Raw genomic sequence first — 19,644 nt, forward strand, 5'->3', positions numbered from 1 at the left:
TGATATGTGATCTCTATCTTGCAATCAGAATTTTGTTAATCGCATCTAAAACAGCTTCAACACTGGCCATAACCACATCTTCCACAGTTGAACGTCCAGTGGCACTGTTACCTTCACCATCAGCCATTATTACAAACACCTCGGCCAGGGCATTGGTACCACCAGTTATTGCTTCAATATGGTATTCTTTAAGTTCAATATCAGCAGTTTCCCTAACTAGGTCCTGTATTGCATTAATGGCAGCATCAACTGGACCCACACCTGTTTTTGCAGCGGTTTTTATCTTACCATCCATGTTTAGTTTAACTGTGGCTGTGGGAAGTACATTATCACCAGTCATCACTGTGAAGCCTTCCAGTTTGACCTTTTCTTCCTTAGGTTTTCCTAAAACTGTTTCAGCCAGTGCCTGGAGATCTGCGTCGGTGATCATTTTGCCCTTGTCCCCCAGCTTCTTCACCTGGTCGTACAGGCTGCAGAACTGGTTTTCATCCATCTCAATATCATAATCATCGAGTTTGGATCTTATGGCCCGGGCTCCGGTGTGTTTTCCCATGACTATACGGCGAGTGTGTCCTACCATCTCCGGTTTCATTGGTTCGTAGGTTTCAGCCTTCTGTAACACCCCATGAACATGTATTCCGGCTTCATGGGCAAATGCGTTTTCTCCCACAATGGCCTTGTTAGGGGGCATTTTCACCCCGGTGATTCTTGATACCAGTTCTGAGGTTCCCACTAAGAGTTCTGTGGTTATATTAGTTTTGACACCGTAAGTGGCCATGAGGGCCATGACCACCTCTTCCAAGGAGGTGTTTCCTGCCCGTTCCCCTAAGCCGTTGATGGTGGCGTGGACTTGTTGGGCTCCGGCTTCCACTGCTGCCAGGCTGTTGGCAACTGCCAGGCCAAAGTCATCATGACAGTGCACACTGATGGGGATGTTTATCACATTTTTGAGGTCGTTTACCAGTTGTCGCATTGCTGCCGGGACCATGACTCCCACTGTGTCCGGTACATTGATTACATCTGCTCCTGCATCCTCCACCGCAGTGTAGATGTTTTTCAAAAAGTCAAATTCAGTTCGAGTGGCATCTTCTGCTGAAAACTCGGCTATGATACCATGATCTTTAATGTACTCCACAGCTTCCACTGATTTAGTCAGAATTTCTTCCTGATTCATATGTAACTTGTACTCCCTGTGTAAAGGAGATGTGCCAATGAAGGTGTGAATGTAATCCACGTCAGAGTCCAGGGCTGCGTCTAAGTCTTCCTGCAGTACTCTTGCCAAACCACATACTTGTGCATTCAGTCCCAGACCTTTGATTTCCCGGGCAGCCTTCTGCTCCCCCAGCGATGAGGCTGGGAAACCCACTTCTATAACATCCACTCCCAGACGATCCAGCCTCTTGGCTATTCTTATCTTTTCGTCTGGCGTTATGGCCACCCCTGGTGTTTGTTCACCGTCACGGAGGGTGGTGTCGAATATTCGCACCTTTTCAGGTATTTTCATTTCTTTTTTTACTTTATCTATGTACATGGGAAGACCCCTATGGTTTGACATTAATTAGTATTTTGTATAAGACTTCATAAAAAAATTATGTTAAAAAAAAAATTCTTATTGTAAATCTGATTTTAGAAGAATCAGGTACCCATGGCCAGGCTCAGGAAGTTCCTGATACCCGGTGCCAGTCCCAAAATAAATATAGCCAGTTTTAACATGTTCCTAATGGTCTTATCTTCCACATAGGTGTCGATAATATAGAGGGCAGGCAGTATCACTGCTATTTTAAGGGGAAACATTACAATGGCACTGTCCACCATCTGGGTGAGGGCATTGGGCAGGACGTGCTGCTCACCATAACCATAATAATCCACCGCAATAAAAGTGGAACTGGCATCAAGTAAATGAGCTAAAAGAACACCTAAATTAAATTTATTCTTTAAAAGACTCCATTTCATACCCAGTAGTACAAATGGAGCAGAAACTAAAGCCCATGATCCAAGCACTTGGAATACTACCACAGGATTGAGGTGTTGAGTGTAATAGATATTGGGTAGACATATTGCTGCGCCCACTGCAAATATGATGTAGCGATAATCCCAGCCAATCTTGCGTTCAATTAAAACCGATGCTAAAAGGGTGAATATGGCTGTTAAACCAGTTAATATGTATATGCCTGGAGTTACCAGGATGTAGGTTAAGGGATATATGCCATTATCCACCAGGGCCCGGGCACTGGATCCAAAGAATATGAATGGAATTAATGGTATAAAAAGGTCTTTTGGGTCTTTATCTATCCAACGGAACATCCTTATGATTAGGAGAATTACCAGACCCAGGATAATACCAAAAACAATGGTATTGAATGTGGTGTAACCGGGGTGCAGGTAGACAAAGTTCTCCTGGATGTACTGTATGACTTGATCAAGAACCATGGCCCTATGTAGGGTGTTAAAATATTTATATTTATCTTACTATGTCCAAAAACAGGTTATCCTATTCAAAAACTTGTCAAGACTTTCGAAAAAAATGGAAAATTATAAAATATCTTCAAAGTCTCCGGATCTTCTTGTTAATAACTTCTTTAAGGATAAGGGGTAATGGTGTTCTGTCTCCGAAAACATTGGTCTTCCCGGAAAGAATACCCTTGATAATCCCATCCACTGAGAAATCTGCTTCCACCTCCGTGACACAGCTACCAATAGCTCCTAAAAAGTGTGCGTCACTTGCACCAATCTGAGGAATGTTCCTTTCTTTAGCCATGTTCTTAGCTCGCCAGTTGGAGTATCCAAATATATAACGAGAGTTAAGGGTTTCCATGGCATCCACATCCACAAATTTCACATTGGTGAACAATCCTTCCCGGTAAGTTACGAATGGGTGTGCTGCTACTGCAATCCCTCCCTGAACACGTATGAGTTCCACTGTTTCCTCAGGGGAGATTCCTTTTGGTATTTCTTCACTGATACCCAGGGCCACAATGTGTCCCTTACTGGTGGAAACTTCCATGGCCGGTATGATCACCAGATCATCCATTCTGCCAAAATCTTTTAAAGCAATCTCAGAACCCCTAAGAGTGTTGTGATCAGCAATTGCAATTGCATCCAGGCCAATTTTGCGAGAATGCTTAATAATATCTTTCACCGTGGCAGTGGAGTCTCCAGAACAGGTGCTGTGAATGTGAGGGTCAATAATCATCAGGATCTCCTATCTCGATTTAATGGATTTTATAAGTCCTGCAGGTCCAGTCATCATCACATCGCCCCCTGGAGCAGCGTTGTGCACATTCAAATCTGTTTTAGCCAGTATAGCGCGCTTTGGTCCTGTGGCAACCACACATTCATAGGAGTCTATTGCATCCACCACCCATGCCCCATGACCATGTTCATCATGAACCTCCTCATGAGTGATAATACCTCCAGATAATCGTTTCACAAGTTCTTCTATCCGTTTAGGAGTTAAAATACCAGTATGATGTTCGAAAACTCCGTGAATTTTCCCATCCATGAAAGATGCCGCCAGTGTATGCCCGTTGCCTACATCAATAGCCACATACTTATCCATGTCACTGACAAGAGGATCCAGAGTTGCTCCGCAAATTGAAGCAAATTTAGAGTCCATTATAACTGGTTCATAACCTTTTAATGTTCTAAGAACCCCCTGCATACGGGTGAAATATTCTGGGGCTTCCCCATCATAGGCGAACTCTTCTGGTGTCCGTGGAATGTTAAGTTTCTCCCTTATCTTCTGGAAACGGAAGTTTCGGTCACCAGTTCCTGCCTGGTAACCATGGTCCTGCACTGCCACCCCAATACAGTCGAAGTCAAGTTCCACATCAAAATTTAATAAAGCTTCCTGGATTGCAGTTAAATCAACATCTTTAAGCTCTAATTCTGGAATTTCAGGATGTTTTTCAGTGTCCGGAACAATTTCCACCCCAGTAGACCTTACCCTTTCCAGGTCATCCCGGACTGTTCTGGCCGAATTCTCAGTCATCACCACCCGATAACCTTTATCAAGATGATTTTTTATGGCTTTATTGATAGGTCCCCCACCCATGGTTTCTCCACTTAAAAACAGATCATGGTGATGTTTTCTTATCCTGTTGGCCATTATTTGAGTAGGAGAAGGAAGAACCATCTTCACTGCATTCTCCATAGAGTCATAAGAATCATATAGCATTATGTCCTGGGTCCCGGTACCCACATCGATTGCCAGTATTTTCATGGTTTATTGTATAGGCCCTTTTATAATAAGAATTGCACCCCAATTCTGATGTACACATATATACAACAAAGATTTAAGTAGTACGTTAAGTATATTGTTGTGTCAGACAATTATATAGAGGAACATCTAAAAAATCTATAAAAATACACAGATTATTTCATTGATTTTTCAGTATTTCCTATTATTAAATCATGTTAATAGGGCAAAATAAGATGAAATTTTCTAAAAAAATTATGAATTCAGGTTAAATTTAAAATCAAGGAAATTTAAGAGGTGAAATTCATGTACAGTGTAAAATTAACTGAAAAAGAAATTCCCAAAAAATGGTACAACATCGCCGCGGATTTACCAGTGGAGTTCCCTGCCTACGATCAGACCGAAGAAGGAAAACAGCTGGAAAACTTGCCAAAAATATTCTCCAAAGGAGTATTGGAACAAGAATTATCCACAGAACGTTACATAAAGATTCCAAAAGAAGTTAGGAATCTCTACAAACAGATGGGGCGACCCACCCCCCTGGCCAGGGCCAAAGCCCTGGAAGACCATCTGGACACACCGGCCAAGATATTCTACAAAAGGGAAGACACCTCCCCCACTGGGAGTCACAAACTAAACACTGCAATAGCACAGGCATACTATGCTAAACAGGACGGTATCGAACGTTTAACCACCGAAACCGGCGCAGGACAATGGGGAACCGCTCTTTCACTGGCCTGTAACCTCATGGATATGGAGTGCACAGTTTACATGGTTAAAGTATCCTTCAACCAAAAACCTTACCGTAAAACCATCATGCAGCTCTATAATGGGGAGGTATTAGCATCACCCACCGATAGAACTGAATTCGGTAGAAAAGTCCTGAAAGAAAATCCAGAACATCCTGGAACCCTGGGAGTGGCTATATCCGAAGCAATTGAAGATGCCTTAAACGATGAAAAAGTAAATTACTCACTGGGAAGCGTTTTAAACCACGTTATGTTACACCAGACTGTAATTGGGCAGGAAACCAAGAAACAACTGGAAATATTCGATGAATCTCCAGATGTTATGGTGGCCTGTGTTGGTGGTGGCAGTAACTTCGCTGGAGCCATATTCCCATTCGTTAAAGACCAGCTGGATGAAAAAATCGACTGTAAATTCATTGCCGCCGAACCATCCCACTGCCCAACCCTGACCCAGGGTGACTACTGTTACGACTTCGGAGACACTGCCGGACTTACCCCACTCATTAAGATGTACACCATGGGACACGACTTCATACCCCCATCAGACCATGCTGGAGGCCTCAGGTACCACGGTATGTCACCTTTAGTGGCCCTCCTAGTTAACCAGGGTATTGTGGAAGCAAGAGCTGTGGAACAAAACGATATCTTCAAGAGCGGAGTGACCTTCGCCAGAACAGAAGGAATAGTACCTGCGCCAGAGACATGCCATGCCATAAAAGTCGGAATAGATGAAGCACTTGAATGCAAGAAGACTGGTGAAGAGAAAAACATTGTGGTTAACTTCTCTGGACATGGACTCCTGGATCTTGCGGGTTATGATGATTATTTAGAAGGTAAAATAGTAGATTAATCCACTATCTAAACTTTTTTTTAACCCCCAAAAAAAATCTTTTTTTATTTTTTCTACCCTCTTATTTTTTTTCCTTCCCAACAGGGTTGGTGGGAATTTGCCATTTTGAGACTGGTAGAATATATCTATTTATAATCCATCATTCATAGAATTAATGTATAAATTTAGACTTAAATTGGAGGATCATGATTATGTACCAGATAGGGGAAGCCTTAATCGGAAACGGAAATGAAATTGCTCACATTGATCTAGTAATTGGAGATAAAAACGGACCAGTAGGTACTGCCTTCGTGAATAACATGTCAAATCTTTCACTGGGCCACACACCGTTGCTTTCAGTCATCAGACCCAACCTGATGACCAAACCAGCAACGCTTATAGTACCCAAGGTCAGTGTGCGCTGTCTTGACGATGCTAACAAAATATTCGGACCTGCTCAAACTGCAGTGGGCCGAGCAGTGGCCGATGCTGTTGCCGAAGGCATATTACCAGAAGAAGATGCCGAGGATATGGTTCTAATCATCAGTGTGTTCATTCACCCTGAAGCATCAGATTACCGTAAAATATACCAGTACAACTACGGAGCAACCAAACTAGCCCTTAGAAGAGCAATGGAAGGATATCCATCAGTAAACAAAGTATTAGCAGAAAAAGACAGAGGAGCGCATCCAGTAATGGGTTTCAAAGTAACCAGACTATGGAAGCCACCATACCTACAGGTGGCTCTTGATCTGGATAACATGCAGGAAATGGAACGCATCATCGACAGTCTACCAGACCGGGAGAGAATCCTAATAGAAGCAGGAACCCCACTGGTTAAGAAGTTTGGAGTGGGAATCGTTGGTAAGATCAGGGAACTCAAGAAAGATGCCTTTATCATTGCCGATCTCAAAACTCTGGATGTGGGTCGTATAGAAGTTAAAATGGCTGCAGATGAAACTGCTGATGCAGTGGCTATCTCCGGACTCGGAACTCAGGAGTCAATTGAAAAAGCAATCCACGAAGCCCAGAAACAGGGAATTTACTCCATACTGGACATGATGAACGTGGATAACTTCACTGAAAAACTGGAAACACTCAACTTCAAACCAGACATCGTCCTCCTGCACCGTAACGTGGATCTGGAAACCATGAAAGCTGAACGTGGTGAAGAACAGGCAGCTATGACTGAATGGGGTAATATTAACCAAATCAAGGATATTCTAAGCAATAATGGCCTGGTGGCAGTTGCTGGAGGTATTGTACCCAAAAAGATGGATCAGGCCCTGGACAGTGGTGCGGACATTATCGTGGTAGGCCGTTACATCATCGGTTCCAGAGATGTACGCCACGCAGCCGAGGACTTCCTGGAAAAGATGCCCCAGGACCCAGATACCATGCGACTGGCCCTGGATGAAGATGAATCCATTTAATAGAGGCTAATCCAACTAATGAGCATACAAAATATGCTCAACCCTTTTTTTTATTTTATAAAATTATTAGCGATTTATAGTCATTTTTAAGTCTATGAATTATGAAAAGGCATATATCCACTTATTTTCCCATATATTAATTTTTTACCCATTTAATTATATTACAGATTAAATTTCACTAATTTTTTCCACTTCGATTATACGATTTTTTTGCTATTTTGGAGATACTGGAACAATTTTATTACAATAAAAAATGTTTACAATAAAAAGTTTGGACAATAATTACCGCCTCCACCCGGAAAAAATAGAAATCAGTATATAGTAGAAATGTTTGAATTTATTAATTAGGTTAGCTGTTAGTAACATTTGTTAACTGTGTGTAAGCGGCTGGGTCCGCCCATCGTAATTTATGTAGATACTACTGACCTATTGAAAACAGAGCTATACAAAAAGAGGAATCTTACAAAAAGGGAGAGAATTAAAAATGAAAGTTGTTGTGCATGATCTTGACCCGGAAGAATTTCTCAAGGCATTTCCAGGTCTCAAAAACCGTGAAGATGTGAGGATAATTGCTGAAAGTGAGGGGTCGATAAGAAACTGTATCGGCTGTTTCAGCTGCTGGATTAAAACCCCGATGCAGTGCATCATAAAAGACAGTTATAATGATATGCCCACTCGATTTGTCGGAGAAGAAATAATTGTCATCAGCAGATGTGTGTATGGGGGATACAGCAGATTTATAAAGAACCTCTTTGACCGCTCAATTGGTAGCGGTACCCCGTTCTTTGAGATACGGAACGGTGAATTAAAACATGTCCTGCGGGAGAATAAAGATAAGAGAACTTCGAATTTTAATGTATACATGTACGGGAATAACATCACTCATCGGGAAAAAGAAATGATGACCGGACTCTACATTGCAAACAAAGCAAACATGGGTCCGAAAACTACTGGTGAGCTGCATTTCATCAATGATGTCTATAAGGAGGTTCCATTATGAAACTCGCCATGATCATGGGCAGCCCAAAAGGTAGAGGGAGTATTTCCGCTCATCTGATTGAAGAGATGACAGCGGCAATTGGAGATGAGGGGGAGGTTTTTGTATTCAATGCATTAAGACCTGAACAGTTTGATAAAGTTCTTTCCTGTGACCGCCTGGTTTTTGTGTTCCCTCTTTACTATGATAGCCTTCCTTCACATGTTATTTCGTATCTAGAACAACTGGATGCATTTATCAAAGAATATCCGCCTGAGAAGAAGCCTTCGGTGTATGCGGTCTGTAATCTGGGATTTTACGAAGGATACCAGACAAAATGGGCCCTCGGCAGGATCCAGTGCTGGGCTGAGGCCGTTGGTTTTCCCTGGAAAGTAGGTCTTGGAGTTGGAGCCGGCCCTTTTACCATTCACCTACCACCAGAGGCGCGAAAGAAAACAGACGAAGGGAAAAAACATTTTCTGCAGTTGTTCCTTTCAGATACCGCGGGTGATAACATTTATACTGAACCTGACATTCCCAAAGAGATGTTTGTGGAAATTGCTAATGCACAGTGGACTCCTCAACTGGAAGCAAACGGTCTCACCGTGGATGATGTCATGAATCCACATCCAAGACAAAATTGATTTTACCACCGGGTCTACAGTGCACAAAACCTACAGTGCACAAAAATTTACATTTTTTTCCGCCAGAAATTGTTAAAAATGGAATTAATCTGAAAAATCATTTTTTATCCACTTTTCAATCTCTATAATCAATTAAATTCACTAATTTTTATAATAGGATGTGCACGTCAAGTTTTATGAGTCATCCCTATTACAGTGCCCAATTAGTTATTAAAGATTCCATTATTTTCTTGATCTATTCATTTACAAGTCCATAGTGCAAGTATAATCAAAATACATCATACTAAATGTAAATAAGAAAAAAGTTAAAACTTAATAAATTCAAATTATATCTGATGTGGGGGAATTATCAGTGCAAAAAGTAATTTTAGGAATAAGCGGAAGCCCAAGGAAACAGGCCACAGAGTACGTCCTAACTGAGGCTCTGAATACCCTGGAAGAAAAGGGTTATGAAACCGAATTGTTCACTGTTAGGGGGAAAGATATTAGCCCCTGCAGGAATTGTGATTACTGTCTGCGGAAAAAGGAATGCATAGTCAAAGATGATATGTACCAACTCTATCCTATTTTTAAAGATGTTAAAGGAATCATAATGGCCACTCCTATTTACAATGGGGGAGTTAGCGCTCAAATCAAAGCGGTTATGGATAGGACCCGTGCCGCAGCAGCTGTGGATATAAACTTCCTGAAACACAAAGTAGGCATGGCCATTGCCGTGGGCGGGGATCGTGTTGGGGGTCAGGAACTGGCCATACAACAGATTATGACTTTTTATATTCTTAATGGGACCATACCAGTTAGTGGAGGACCATTTGGATCCAATCTTGGAGCCAATTTCTGGTCCCAAGACACTTTAAAAGGAGTAAAAGAAGATGAAGAGGGTTTCCGAAGTCTCAAGAAAACCCTGAACAGGTTCCAGGAATTTCTGGAAATATACCAAAAGGACTGATGAATGTTTAGTTATTACTCGTGAAATAATTAAAGTAATATGGTATAAGTTATAAGTTATAATTAGCAAATGATTTTTAACCTCTTAAAAAGGCTAAACCCCCGTATATGAATTTTCAAATATTAATGATAAGTTATAACTTATAAGTTATTAGGAGCGTATTATGAGAATAGAAGTAGATGCGGAAAAATGCACTGGCTGTGGAATCTGTAAGGAAGAGTGTCCTAAGGGAGCCAAGATATGGGATGTGGATAAGAAGGCCATGGCCACCAATCTTCGTTACTGTCACCTGTGCACAATCTGCGCTTCCAAGTGTCCGGAAGGTGCAATACTTATAGTGAGGGATGATCCAAATGAACCGGGAAAGCAAGATACAGAGAAAGACCTCTGAAACCACCATAATTGTTGAGCTAGATCTGGATGGCACAGGAGAGTACCAGGTGGAAACCGGGATCCAGTTTTTAAACCACATGTTAGAATCATTCACCAGGCACAGTCTTTTTGATCTGAAAGTAGAAGCCCAGGGAGATATTGAAATAGACGACCACCATACCGTAGAAGACGTGGCAATAGTCCTGGGTGAAGCCCTGCAAGAAGCATTAGGGAATAAAAAAGGAATAAGAAGAATGGCCCATTCACTGGTACCCATGGACGAATCTCTGGCCATGGTGGCCGTGGACCTATCCGGGCGCAGCTACAGTGTCCTAGATATGAACTTCCACCAGGACCAGGTAGGTGACCTCAGCACTGAGAACGTGGGTCACTTTTTAGAGTCACTGGCTCAGACCGGGAAAATGAACCTTCACGCCCGATGTGAAGGTGAAAACGACCATCACCAGGTGGAAGCCATTTTCAAAGCCCTGGCCCGTGCACTGCACGATGCAACCAGGGTGGTTCATGACCGGGTTCCCAGTACCAAGGGCGTGATTTAAGGGAGGATTGATGAGTCAATATCCTGAGGGTTTGTTAATTCCCACCAGACGAGTGGAAACCCTGACTGATGGTCTCTTCGCCATTGCCATGACCATATTGGTAGTAACCATTCAGATACCCGTCGGACCCATACACACTGCGGATCTGTTCGTGCAAACCACTTCCGAGATCATTCCTAAATTTGCGGTGTATTTTCTGAGTTTTCTCCTCCTGGCCGTGTTCTGGGTGGACCATCACATGTTCTACTTGGTTAAAAAAAGCAACTTCACCCTGATCTGGTTAAACATATTCTGGCTGATGTTCATTGCACTATTACCATTATCAACCTCAATAATAGCCCAATTTCCAGAATATCAACTTGCACAACTGATATTTGACTTTAACCTCCTTTTCATCGGCTTATTTTTCTACATAATCTGGAGCTACTCTCTTGATAGGGGTCTGATATCTGAAAAAGTGAAACCATATTACCCTTATATCAAGCGAAGTCTTTTATTCATGCCCATTGTGATTTCTGTGACCATATTATTTACTTTCATTAATCCAAAGTGGAGTATGGTTATTTTATTCATGATCCCCGTCTTTTCCCTTGTGGGCCGAAAGTTATGGTCCAATAATAAAACCTAACCTACAAAGTCAATAAAGGCTTTCTTGGTTTTAATAACATGATTAAGTAATTATAATTTAAAGTCAAAAGATTAAAGTCAAAAATATATGATGGAGGTTAAAAAATGAAAACACTGATCGCCTGTTACTCCTATTCTGGGAACACATTGACTGTGGCTCAGAAATTACAGGAGTTAATAAATGCTGATTTCACCCGTATAGAACCTGTTAAAGACAGATGGTATCTCATAAAAGCTATTCATGCCTACCTGGAGAAGAAATGGCCCATAAAACCCTGTATAACTGACATAGCCGATTATGATTGTTTGATTGTTTGCAGTCCTGTGTGGGCCGGCCGCACCACGCCCGGTGTTAACCAGTACCTGGAAGAGTTGGAAAATGTTTCTGGTAAAAAATGCGCGGTTCTGGTAACCATGGGAGGGGATGGTAACCAAACCGCCACCATAAAAATCCGTGAAAACTTAGAAGCCCAAGGAATGGAATTTATCGACAAAGTGGCCATTGGGGGCAAGGCACAGAAAAGTGGTGAATGGGAAGCCATTGTACAGGATTTTTCCGGGAAATTCAAGACTGAATAATTATAATCAAGGGATAGTAAAAATGAATGAATATGGAGATGTATTCATTCTCTTGATTATTTCTATTTTTTTTTATTTTCTAAAAAATTCAGGATCAATCTTATAGGAAGTAATTAAATATCCTACCAAAATCAATACCGGATATCTTCCGCCCGTCATAATCGGAGTATATATTTTCTGCGGCTTCTTCCAGTTCAGCTGATTTTATCCCATGATCAATGGAGAGTTTTGCCTCAATAAAGGCAGCCAGGCGATCCGCAGCATGGAGGAGTTCTCCATCCAGGGGAGAGAAGTTATCCTGGTTGTACTTTTCATTGATATCTCTAAAGCTGAAACCATGTTTAACTTCCTGGTTCTCCTGTATCTTGTTTTCAAATTCTGATTCTGAAAAATATTTCATATCTGTGTGCCATGGCCTGGGCAAGAGGGGTAGAAGCTCTTCTTTCATCTGGAAATCTTCATAATCCTTAATAATTTCCTTAAGTCCCTCTACCGAACCTTTAACCGGGGATATGATGTCCTTGGTTAGGACTTCCGGCAGATCATGGAAGAGACCAGCATAGAAGTTGTTGTAGAATCTTTTCGGGCATGCTTCGATGCCCATCTCCAGGGTGCATAGATAGCTGGTGGCAGCCACAATGAACATGTGCCCCAGTACCGATGTTTCGGGTATGCGGGGAATATGTGCCCATCGTTTCTGGAAGCGAAGCTGTCCGCAGAGGTCGACGAATCCAAATGATTTCTTACCCAGGAGGATCTTCTGCACTCCAATTAGATCGTAATGATCTTCGATCTGGTTTTCAATATTTTCTTTGGTTTTTTCAATGCCGTAGATGAAAGGTGCAGTGTGGTAGATGATCTTGAACTCCCACTGGGTTGCCAAGTAGTGAGCTGCCCTTAGTATGCGCCTTTCCAGTGTGTTGGGACTCTTCAGATAATAATTTTTAAATCGTCCCTGGAAATCAGGATCCAGACCTTCCATATCAATTTCAAGCTTCTGGAAAACGTGTTTATTAAGTTCTTCACCCTTTTCTTTCATCATACGATGAAAGACAGGCGGTTTAATATCGGTTAAAACTGTTCTATGGAGAAATTCAAAGATTCCCCCTTCGATGAGTGCTATCCAGTCAACACTACCCGGTCCCATACGGTCTTCTTCAAACCTGCCGATTACATAGGCAATTACCATTTTATGGGCCTGTTTATCCAGTTCCGTAAATTCCACTGGACGGATATGGTCGTTCCATCGTTGCATACTGGCTGCTTTGGAGAAGCGTTCTATGATATTTTCGATCATTTATACACCATGCTTTGTTATGTATAAAGTAATATTAAATAATAATGATATTATTAATTTTCCAGATGTACAATGAATCAAAAGTAAGAATTAAAATAAAAAAAGATACAGTCCTGTAAGGACTGTTTTTTAATAGACTTATTCTGGTTTGGAAACTAACACGGTTTTGGACATTGTCTGGCCCTGAGGACCGTGTGGTTTACGTAGAACGGTGTCGTTAGCTTTTTCAATCTCACGTGCTTCAGTGGCCAGTTTGGCAGCTGTAGCAATGAGTTCGTGGGCTGAAGCCACGATTGGTACGTATTTTTCCATTTCTTTAACCATGAAACAGCCTTTGAGGTCAATGTCACCCACTTTAGCAGCCATTTCATAAGCAGCCATTGCTTTTGCTTTGGCGTAGGGGCTGGCGAATCCGGCGGTTTCTGTGGCTTTAGCAGCGTCGATGACTACTTTTGGTAGTTCAATTGCGTCTCCTGCTTCAGCTGCAGCGATCATTCCGTCGATGGTTTCCTGTACCACTCGGTAAGCACCGGTGGCGGCTAGTACTTTTATTACATCGGCGTTGAATGAGGCCATTTCAGTTGGGTCCAGGAATTCTCTTCGAGCTCCGATCATTGGGTCGCCCAGAACTACGATGTATCCTAATTCTTGTTCATCCATTTCTTCCCTTTTACCCATTCCAGGAGCGTCACCAATGATTAATGCTGGGACGTCCATTCCAGATAATAGTTCTCGGGCCTTAGCTGGTCCAGGAGCACCTGGGTTTGGGCTGATGAATATTACGAAATCAGGGTCGTAATCCATTATTTTTGGTACAACTTCTTCAATCTGTTCTGGGTTCATCTTTGCTCCAGAACTGACTCCTCTAACATCTATGTTAGGCCTGTCGGCCCTCTCGTCTAAGACTAAGTCAAGAACTGGAGAGGTACCTATGTTACCGCATTTAATAACTCCTATTTTTACAACCATATTATCACCGATTTGCTATTTGAGAGATCGGCATAAGTATTTTTTCATTTAATTATTAGGGGAAGATTTATATAGGAGATTACAGGGGCCTGTAAAAAGTTGGGATCCTCTTCTTTAATAGGACATAGCATATTTTAAATATAATAAAATGCTATTTTCCAGTGGTGAAGTACTTATGAATCATTCGAATGGCTATTTTTTAATAATTGGATTTCTGGTTTTTGTGGTTTTGACATCTGGCTGCATAACCATTAACAACAATGATAATCGCAACAATTCCCAGGATATAACTAAAAATTTTTCTTATAATGGTGTTAATTTTTCATATCCTGGTAACTGGCAGGTGAGTGTTTCAATTGACAATGAAAACCAAAACATCATTGTTACCAAGGATTACTATACTCAACTACAGATTATGATAACCCCCAATTACGGTATGTCTGAAGAAGGAGTTCTTCACCAGAAAAATTACACCGTCTATCCTGGTTGGAAAAAGATATCAGAAGATACCCTCATATTAAACAATCAAACAGCATACCGAACCATATTGCAGGGTAATGATATTATGTTCTTTTTTAACCAGATGAGACACGAAGAAATACTCTTTGTGAAAAATAACAATACATTTACCATTCTAACCACAGTTCCCACTAAAGATTACAATGAAGAAAAACAGAGTTTTGAGACTATTATTGATAGTATCCGTGTTCAATAAGTGAGTTAATTACTATCAAACATTTTGAAGGGTACTTTAAATAAAAGGATTGTAACTGTAAAAATTACTAAATTTAAAAAAGAGACATACATTTCCAGTGTAAAAAAATTCCCATTTACTTATTTTAAAAATAAAATAAAAGTTTATGGGCCTTGCAATCTGGAAATAATTAATTGAATGTGGAAATATTAATTGAATGGATTTAATTTACTATGGCTCTTTTTGAATTTCTCACTAGTTGAGTTGCATATATAACCACCGCAACTAAGGCCAGTAAATAGAACAGGTAAACCACACTATCGGTGGGGCCTGTTTCCACCCATATCATGGTATGGGTTAACACGATTGCATATAATGCAGTGAATGCCCCGTTAGCTTTAACTTGGGTGGCGTAGATGACCTGCAGTACTGCTCCAATTATAAACATCTGTATGGCCATGGCATAGAATCCAAAGTCCAGTACTGCTGGTCCGAATATGGTTGAAGTTATGCTGGTGGTGGGTGTGCTCCCGGATACAGGGTAGTTAAGGACAACCTGCCCCACTGTGACCCTAGGATGTCCTGTGGAGAGTGCCTGGTGGAATAGGTCGCCTCCGGTAGCTCCAGCCATGTGCACGATTTTGTCAAAAACCATCATGGTAAAGCCAGCACGATACGCAACGAGTTGTAACGGGTTTAAACTCCATTGTTGCCATTGAATGGACATTACCGCGATGTAACCTGCTGCTACCCCCACTAAACCAATTAACAAGATTGAAATCAGTATGTGGCTGGTTTTCATTTTCCGGGTGTAATATAAGGTTATAAAACCACTGATGAGTATGGCCATGGTGGTGGTTCGGTAGCCGTTAATAGCAAAGACTCCCAGGCCTATGATGAAAAGAAGATAATACCATTTGCGTGGATATTTTGCCAGGAGAATGGTGATTGCCGGGAGGAATATGGGGTATGAAATGCGCCATAAGTCCGTGGTGGCCTTGAACTTCAAGTACCCGCTTAAGATAGGTATACCTCCTAAAAGGTAGAGGTTCAGGATTTGGAGGAATATGCCAATGAGTACTGCAGCCAGTACCACCCGCTCATCCAGTAGGATCCGGAGTTTATTGTACCACGGTGCGGAATTCTCTTCAGTAACATTGGAACCTCCCAGAATGGATTTAAGTTTTTCACTATGATTATAAATGAATTTAGGGACGAAAACACCTGCAATGAAAAATAGAGTTCCCATTAAAACGTAGGCCCAGGTGGTGTTGGAAATCCACTGAAGGTTTCTCAGGTGTTCCTGGTATGCTATTGCTGCCAGTGCTATGTACAAAGCAATGATAACCACCAGAATATAGGGTGAAAATAGATCCACACTTTTAAACTTCATAATTATTCTCCTAAAATGTTACTACTAGTTTATTCTATTAAATTATACCATGAAATCAAAATTTACATGTTGTAAGTAACTTGAATAAAATATCAGAATTTTTTCTTGTTGGGAATTATTTCAAGCTTTAAGAAATTTATTTAGTATTATTTGTCTAATTCCTTTATTCCTTTTGTTTATAAAGCTTTTTAGTCATGGGATGAATCCACCATTGACTAGTAAATTTCATCGTAGACTAGCATATACATAATTTTGACCCTAGAATTAACCTTAATCTTGTTCTACAGTAGAAGAATTGCGTAGGTATTGGACCAATTAATGGTGCAGTATTGTAACTGAAAACAATATTTGTGTTCTACAGTAGAAAAATAACTCTACTTTCAATGCAAACGAGCATCAAGTCAAGATAAAATTCCCTAATACATTCTACTGTAGAAAATAGTAAATCCTTGCTAAATAATGTTTATTATGAATTTAAGAGTTTAATTAATCTTAAAAAAAATTAAAAAAAATAATTTAATAATAAAATTAAGGAATTAAAAAAAATTTGAAGTAAAAACTAATAATTTTTAATCCTAATAATCTCCTGATGCAGTTTTAACCAGTCTACTGGCAAAGGTGGGGCATGCTGCCACATGAGTATGCACGTAACTGGCCAGGGTGTTCTTGCTCATCAATCCATCCATGGAATCAACCACTCCCTGACCCCTCAGGATGTTGAATGCGAATTTCGGTTTCTGGCCTTCCAGTTCAAGTTTGGAATAGTGGAACTCATGACCATGGAAGGTCTCTCCTTCCGGGATGATTATGTTATCATGTTCTGCCCTGGCAATGACGTAGCTCAATGCCTGGGGTTTTTTAGTCATGTGGGAGTGGTAACCGAACACATCACACATCTGGTGCTGGTTTATGGAACGGGTGAGGTACATTAATCCTCCACATTCAGCATAGATAGGTCGCCCTTCCTGGTGGAATTTTTCTATGGATCTGCGCATGGACTGGTTGGCCTCCAGTTCCCGGGCAAAAATTTCAGGATAACCTCCACCAATGTAGATTCCATCCACATCTGGCACCCCCTCATCATGTAACGGACTGAAATAAACCAGCTTTGCATTGTTGGATTCGAGTGCTTCCAGGTTATCCTGGTAGTAAAAGGTGAACACTTCATCTCGGGCAATGCCCATTTTAACTTTCCGGGTGTTTTCCTGCTGGAATAGTGGCTCCCGACCTTCAGGCAGTTTCCCCGCACCTTTCATTATGTTAACAAGTGCGTCCAGATCTATGTTCTCCTCCATGACCTGGCCCCAGTCTTCAATGTTCCGTTTGATGTTTTCCCTTTCCACTGCCGGTACCAGGCCCAGGTGACGTTGCTCAACACTGATGGCATCATCCCGAGGAATACCTCCAATTACTGGGGTGTTTGCCAGTTTTTCAACTGCCTCCTTGGTCTTGAGGTAGTGTTTCCTGTTTTTAACCAGATTCAGAATGACCCCTTCAATCCGTATGGTGGGATCCAGGGTTTTAAAACCAATAACAATGGCGGCGGCACTTTTAACCAAGCTACGGGAATTTAAAATAAGAACAACCGGTGCATTTAGTGCTTTAGCGATTGAAGCGGTGTTTCCCACATCCCCAGTGGGGCTTATTCCTTCATAAAGGCCCCTTACACCTTCTATAACCCCTATCTTTGAATTTGAAATCTTCAAACCCCTTTCAAATGCCTCACGGATCTGGCCGTCACTCATGAAAAATGAATCCAGGTTTCGGCTAACATTTCCAGTGGCCATGGTATGATAAGTGGTATCAATATAATCCGGGCCTGCTTTATAGGGTTGGACTTCCTGTTCATGGGAGAGGGCCTTCATTATCCCGGTGGAGATAGTAGTCTTCCCCACCGCGCTACCTGTGCCTGCCAGTACTAATCTCATGTGTCTAATAAGAACCGTCTTTATTATAAAAGTGGCGACATGTATAAAAAAAGTGGGATATTAAAATAATTACAAAGGATATATTAAAATAATTAAAAAAACTATTCTGGCACATAATGACCTCGGTTCCAGTATGAATGCCTGAGTAGTTAGAATAATCAACAATTTACTTTTCATCTGCTCTTTCTAAATTTTTATTTATCTTAATGAATATAAAGAAACTTGATGGAGATACAAAAATTGCGTATTCTGGGTGAAGCCTCCCAGTACGACCTCTGTAACTATGTAGGGTTTAATCAAGAGAATTTCACCTCCCGTAACCTGCCTGGGATTTACCATGCCCGAACTCAAGGGGGTTGCCAGGTCCCATTATTCAAGGTATTGATGAGCAATCACTGCACCAGTGACTGTAACTACTGCATCAATCACTGCCATAACCATTTTGAAAGGATTGAATTTTCACCGGAAGAGTTAATATCAGTTTTTCTCCACTATTATCAGAATCACTATGCTGAAGGGCTTTTTTTAAGTTCAGGGATGCCCGGTGATGCTGATGTGGCCATGGAAAATATGGTGGAAGTAGCCCGTAAACTGCGCCTGGAATACGAGTACAAGGGTTACATACACCTTAAAATAATTCCCGGAGCTTCCTATGACATGATTAAAAGGGCCATGAACCTGGCAGACCGGGTGAGTGTGAACCTTGAATCAGCCACTGCAGCTGGTTTCCAGGAGCTCACCAGCACTAAAGACTATCATAACGATGTCCTGCGGAGAATGAAATGGATCGGACGTCTTAAAAAACGTCACCACGAACTGACCCCTTCGGGTCAAAGCACTCAAATAATTGTAGGGGCCAACAATGAAACTGATCAGGATGTATTGAAACGAGCCGAATGGCTCCATAAACATTTGAATATCAATCTAAGTTACCTCAGCCCTTTTGAACCGCTTAAAGAAACCCCACTGGCAGATCAAACCAAACCTGAAGAGAAACGAACACCCCGGCTGTACCAAGCCCAGTTTCTCCTGAATTCCTATGGTTTTTCACTGGATGAGATTATTTTGGATGATGAAGGTTTCATCCTCTTGAATGAAGATCCTAAATTGCTCTGGGCAAAATCTCACCCTGAAGAATTCCCTGTGGAAATAAATGAAGCCAGTTTTAAAGAGCTGATGCGTATCCCTGGCATTGGTAAAAAATCCGCCCAGAGGATCACCGACGCCCGGAGAAAAGGAGTAAAATTCACTGAACTTGATGAACTCAAAAAACTAGGTGTGGTAGCAAAAAGAGCCGAACCATTCATCCAGTTGAACCGTGCCAGGCAAACCACCCTATCATTTTAAAATTAGTTTGATGTATTAGTTTGATGTATTTTTTAAGGTGTCTAAAAATTTGTAAACTTCAAATGATCTATAAAAAAAAGAAAGTTATAAGTTATAACTA

19 protein-coding genes are annotated in these 19,644 nt (G+C 41.3%); 11 read left to right on the forward strand and 8 right to left on the reverse strand.

What is annotated here, in order from left to right:
* Window positions 1-13 precede the first annotated feature (13 nt).
* The 4 genes from HY987_RS10005 to HY987_RS10020 all read right to left on the reverse strand — a co-directional run bounded on the left by HY987_RS10005 (window position 14) and on the right by HY987_RS10020 (window position 4,222).
* Window positions 14-1,531 carry a 2-isopropylmalate synthase gene (locus HY987_RS10005; RefSeq protein ID WP_292758128.1) on the reverse strand — a complete coding sequence of 506 codons (1,518 nt, stop codon included), beginning with the start codon at window positions 1,529-1,531 and terminating at the stop codon, window positions 14-16.
* 104 nt (window positions 1,532-1,635) lie between these two features.
* Window positions 1,636-2,430 (reverse strand): DUF63 family protein, encoded by a 795-nt coding sequence (locus HY987_RS10010; protein WP_292758130.1) that lies wholly within the window; start codon window positions 2,428-2,430, stop codon window positions 1,636-1,638.
* 115 nt (window positions 2,431-2,545) lie between these two features.
* A complete protein-coding gene (locus HY987_RS10015; protein ID WP_292758132.1) occupies window positions 2,546-3,193 on the reverse strand; it encodes a PHP domain-containing protein in 648 nt (215 codons plus the stop codon).
* Window positions 3,194-3,202: 9 nt separating this feature from the next.
* Window positions 3,203-4,222, reverse strand: a complete 1,020-nt coding sequence (locus tag HY987_RS10020; RefSeq protein ID WP_292758134.1) for a DUF1786 domain-containing protein — start codon at window positions 4,220-4,222, stop codon at window positions 3,203-3,205.
* Window positions 4,223-4,504: 282 nt separating this feature from the next.
* Between HY987_RS10020 and HY987_RS10025 the strand changes: the two genes are divergently transcribed.
* The 9 genes from HY987_RS10025 (at window position 4,505) to HY987_RS10065 (ending at window position 11,916) form a co-directional block, all read left to right on the forward strand.
* The gene (locus HY987_RS10025; protein ID WP_292758136.1) at window positions 4,505-5,797 is read left to right on the forward strand and encodes a TrpB-like pyridoxal phosphate-dependent enzyme; all 1,293 of its coding nucleotides are present in this window, start codon (window positions 4,505-4,507) and stop codon (window positions 5,795-5,797) included.
* A gap of 191 nt (window positions 5,798-5,988) precedes the next feature.
* A complete protein-coding gene (locus HY987_RS10030) occupies window positions 5,989-7,209 on the forward strand; it encodes a bifunctional 5,6,7,8-tetrahydromethanopterin hydro-lyase/3-hexulose-6-phosphate synthase (RefSeq protein WP_292758138.1) in 1,221 nt (406 codons plus the stop codon).
* 484 nt (window positions 7,210-7,693) lie between these two features.
* Entirely contained in the window at window positions 7,694-8,209 is a 516-nt protein-coding gene (locus tag HY987_RS10035) for a hypothetical protein (RefSeq protein WP_292758140.1), read from the forward strand.
* Window positions 8,210-8,223: 14 nt separating this feature from the next.
* A complete protein-coding gene (locus tag HY987_RS10040; protein WP_292758142.1) occupies window positions 8,224-8,829 on the forward strand; it encodes a hypothetical protein in 606 nt (201 codons plus the stop codon).
* Window positions 8,830-9,181: 352 nt separating this feature from the next.
* The gene (locus tag HY987_RS10045) at window positions 9,182-9,778 is read left to right on the forward strand and encodes a flavodoxin family protein (protein WP_292758144.1); all 597 of its coding nucleotides are present in this window, start codon (window positions 9,182-9,184) and stop codon (window positions 9,776-9,778) included.
* A 163-nt stretch (window positions 9,779-9,941) separates the two neighbouring features.
* Complete coding sequence (locus HY987_RS10050; protein ID WP_292758145.1) at window positions 9,942-10,169, forward strand: ferredoxin family protein; 228 nt, start codon at window positions 9,942-9,944, stop codon at window positions 10,167-10,169.
* On the forward strand, window positions 10,132-10,710 hold the full coding sequence (gene hisB, locus HY987_RS10055) for an imidazoleglycerol-phosphate dehydratase HisB (protein WP_292758147.1): 579 nt from the start codon (window positions 10,132-10,134) through the stop codon (window positions 10,708-10,710). The genes HY987_RS10050 and hisB overlap by 38 nt, the downstream gene beginning before the upstream one ends.
* Before the next feature lie 10 nt (window positions 10,711-10,720).
* Window positions 10,721-11,338, forward strand: a complete 618-nt coding sequence (locus HY987_RS10060; protein WP_292758149.1) for a TMEM175 family protein — start codon at window positions 10,721-10,723, stop codon at window positions 11,336-11,338.
* A gap of 104 nt (window positions 11,339-11,442) precedes the next feature.
* Window positions 11,443-11,916, forward strand: coding sequence for an NAD(P)H-dependent oxidoreductase (locus HY987_RS10065; protein ID WP_292758151.1), 474 nt, complete (start codon window positions 11,443-11,445; stop codon window positions 11,914-11,916).
* A 100-nt stretch (window positions 11,917-12,016) separates the two neighbouring features.
* On the opposite strand, the gene HY987_RS10070 is transcribed toward HY987_RS10065, so the two are convergent.
* Complete coding sequence (locus HY987_RS10070) at window positions 12,017-13,213, reverse strand: HD domain-containing protein (protein ID WP_292758153.1); 1,197 nt, start codon at window positions 13,211-13,213, stop codon at window positions 12,017-12,019.
* A gap of 138 nt (window positions 13,214-13,351) precedes the next feature.
* On the reverse strand, window positions 13,352-14,182 hold the full coding sequence (locus tag HY987_RS10075; RefSeq protein ID WP_292758155.1) for a F420-dependent methylenetetrahydromethanopterin dehydrogenase: 831 nt from the start codon (window positions 14,180-14,182) through the stop codon (window positions 13,352-13,354).
* Between the two features lie 175 nt (window positions 14,183-14,357).
* Between HY987_RS10075 and HY987_RS10080 the strand changes: the two genes are divergently transcribed.
* Entirely contained in the window at window positions 14,358-14,897 is a 540-nt protein-coding gene (locus HY987_RS10080) for a hypothetical protein (protein WP_292758157.1), read from the forward strand.
* A 202-nt stretch (window positions 14,898-15,099) separates the two neighbouring features.
* Here HY987_RS10080 and HY987_RS10085 read toward each other — a convergent pair whose 3' ends face one another.
* The gene (locus HY987_RS10085; RefSeq protein WP_292758159.1) at window positions 15,100-16,269 is read right to left on the reverse strand and encodes an oligosaccharide repeat unit polymerase family protein; all 1,170 of its coding nucleotides are present in this window, start codon (window positions 16,267-16,269) and stop codon (window positions 15,100-15,102) included.
* 575 nt (window positions 16,270-16,844) lie between these two features.
* Entirely contained in the window at window positions 16,845-18,197 is a 1,353-nt protein-coding gene (cfbB, locus tag HY987_RS10090) for a Ni-sirohydrochlorin a,c-diamide synthase (protein WP_292758161.1), read from the reverse strand.
* 240 nt (window positions 18,198-18,437) lie between these two features.
* Between cfbB and HY987_RS10095 the strand changes: the two genes are divergently transcribed.
* Window positions 18,438-19,544 (forward strand): radical SAM protein, encoded by a 1,107-nt coding sequence (locus HY987_RS10095; protein ID WP_367146890.1) that lies wholly within the window; start codon window positions 18,438-18,440, stop codon window positions 19,542-19,544.
* The last annotated feature ends 100 nt before the right edge of the window (window positions 19,545-19,644 follow it).

This window comes from Methanobacterium sp., from assembly GCF_016217785.1.
In the GTDB taxonomy this organism is placed as follows: domain Archaea; phylum Methanobacteriota; class Methanobacteria; order Methanobacteriales; family Methanobacteriaceae; genus Methanobacterium.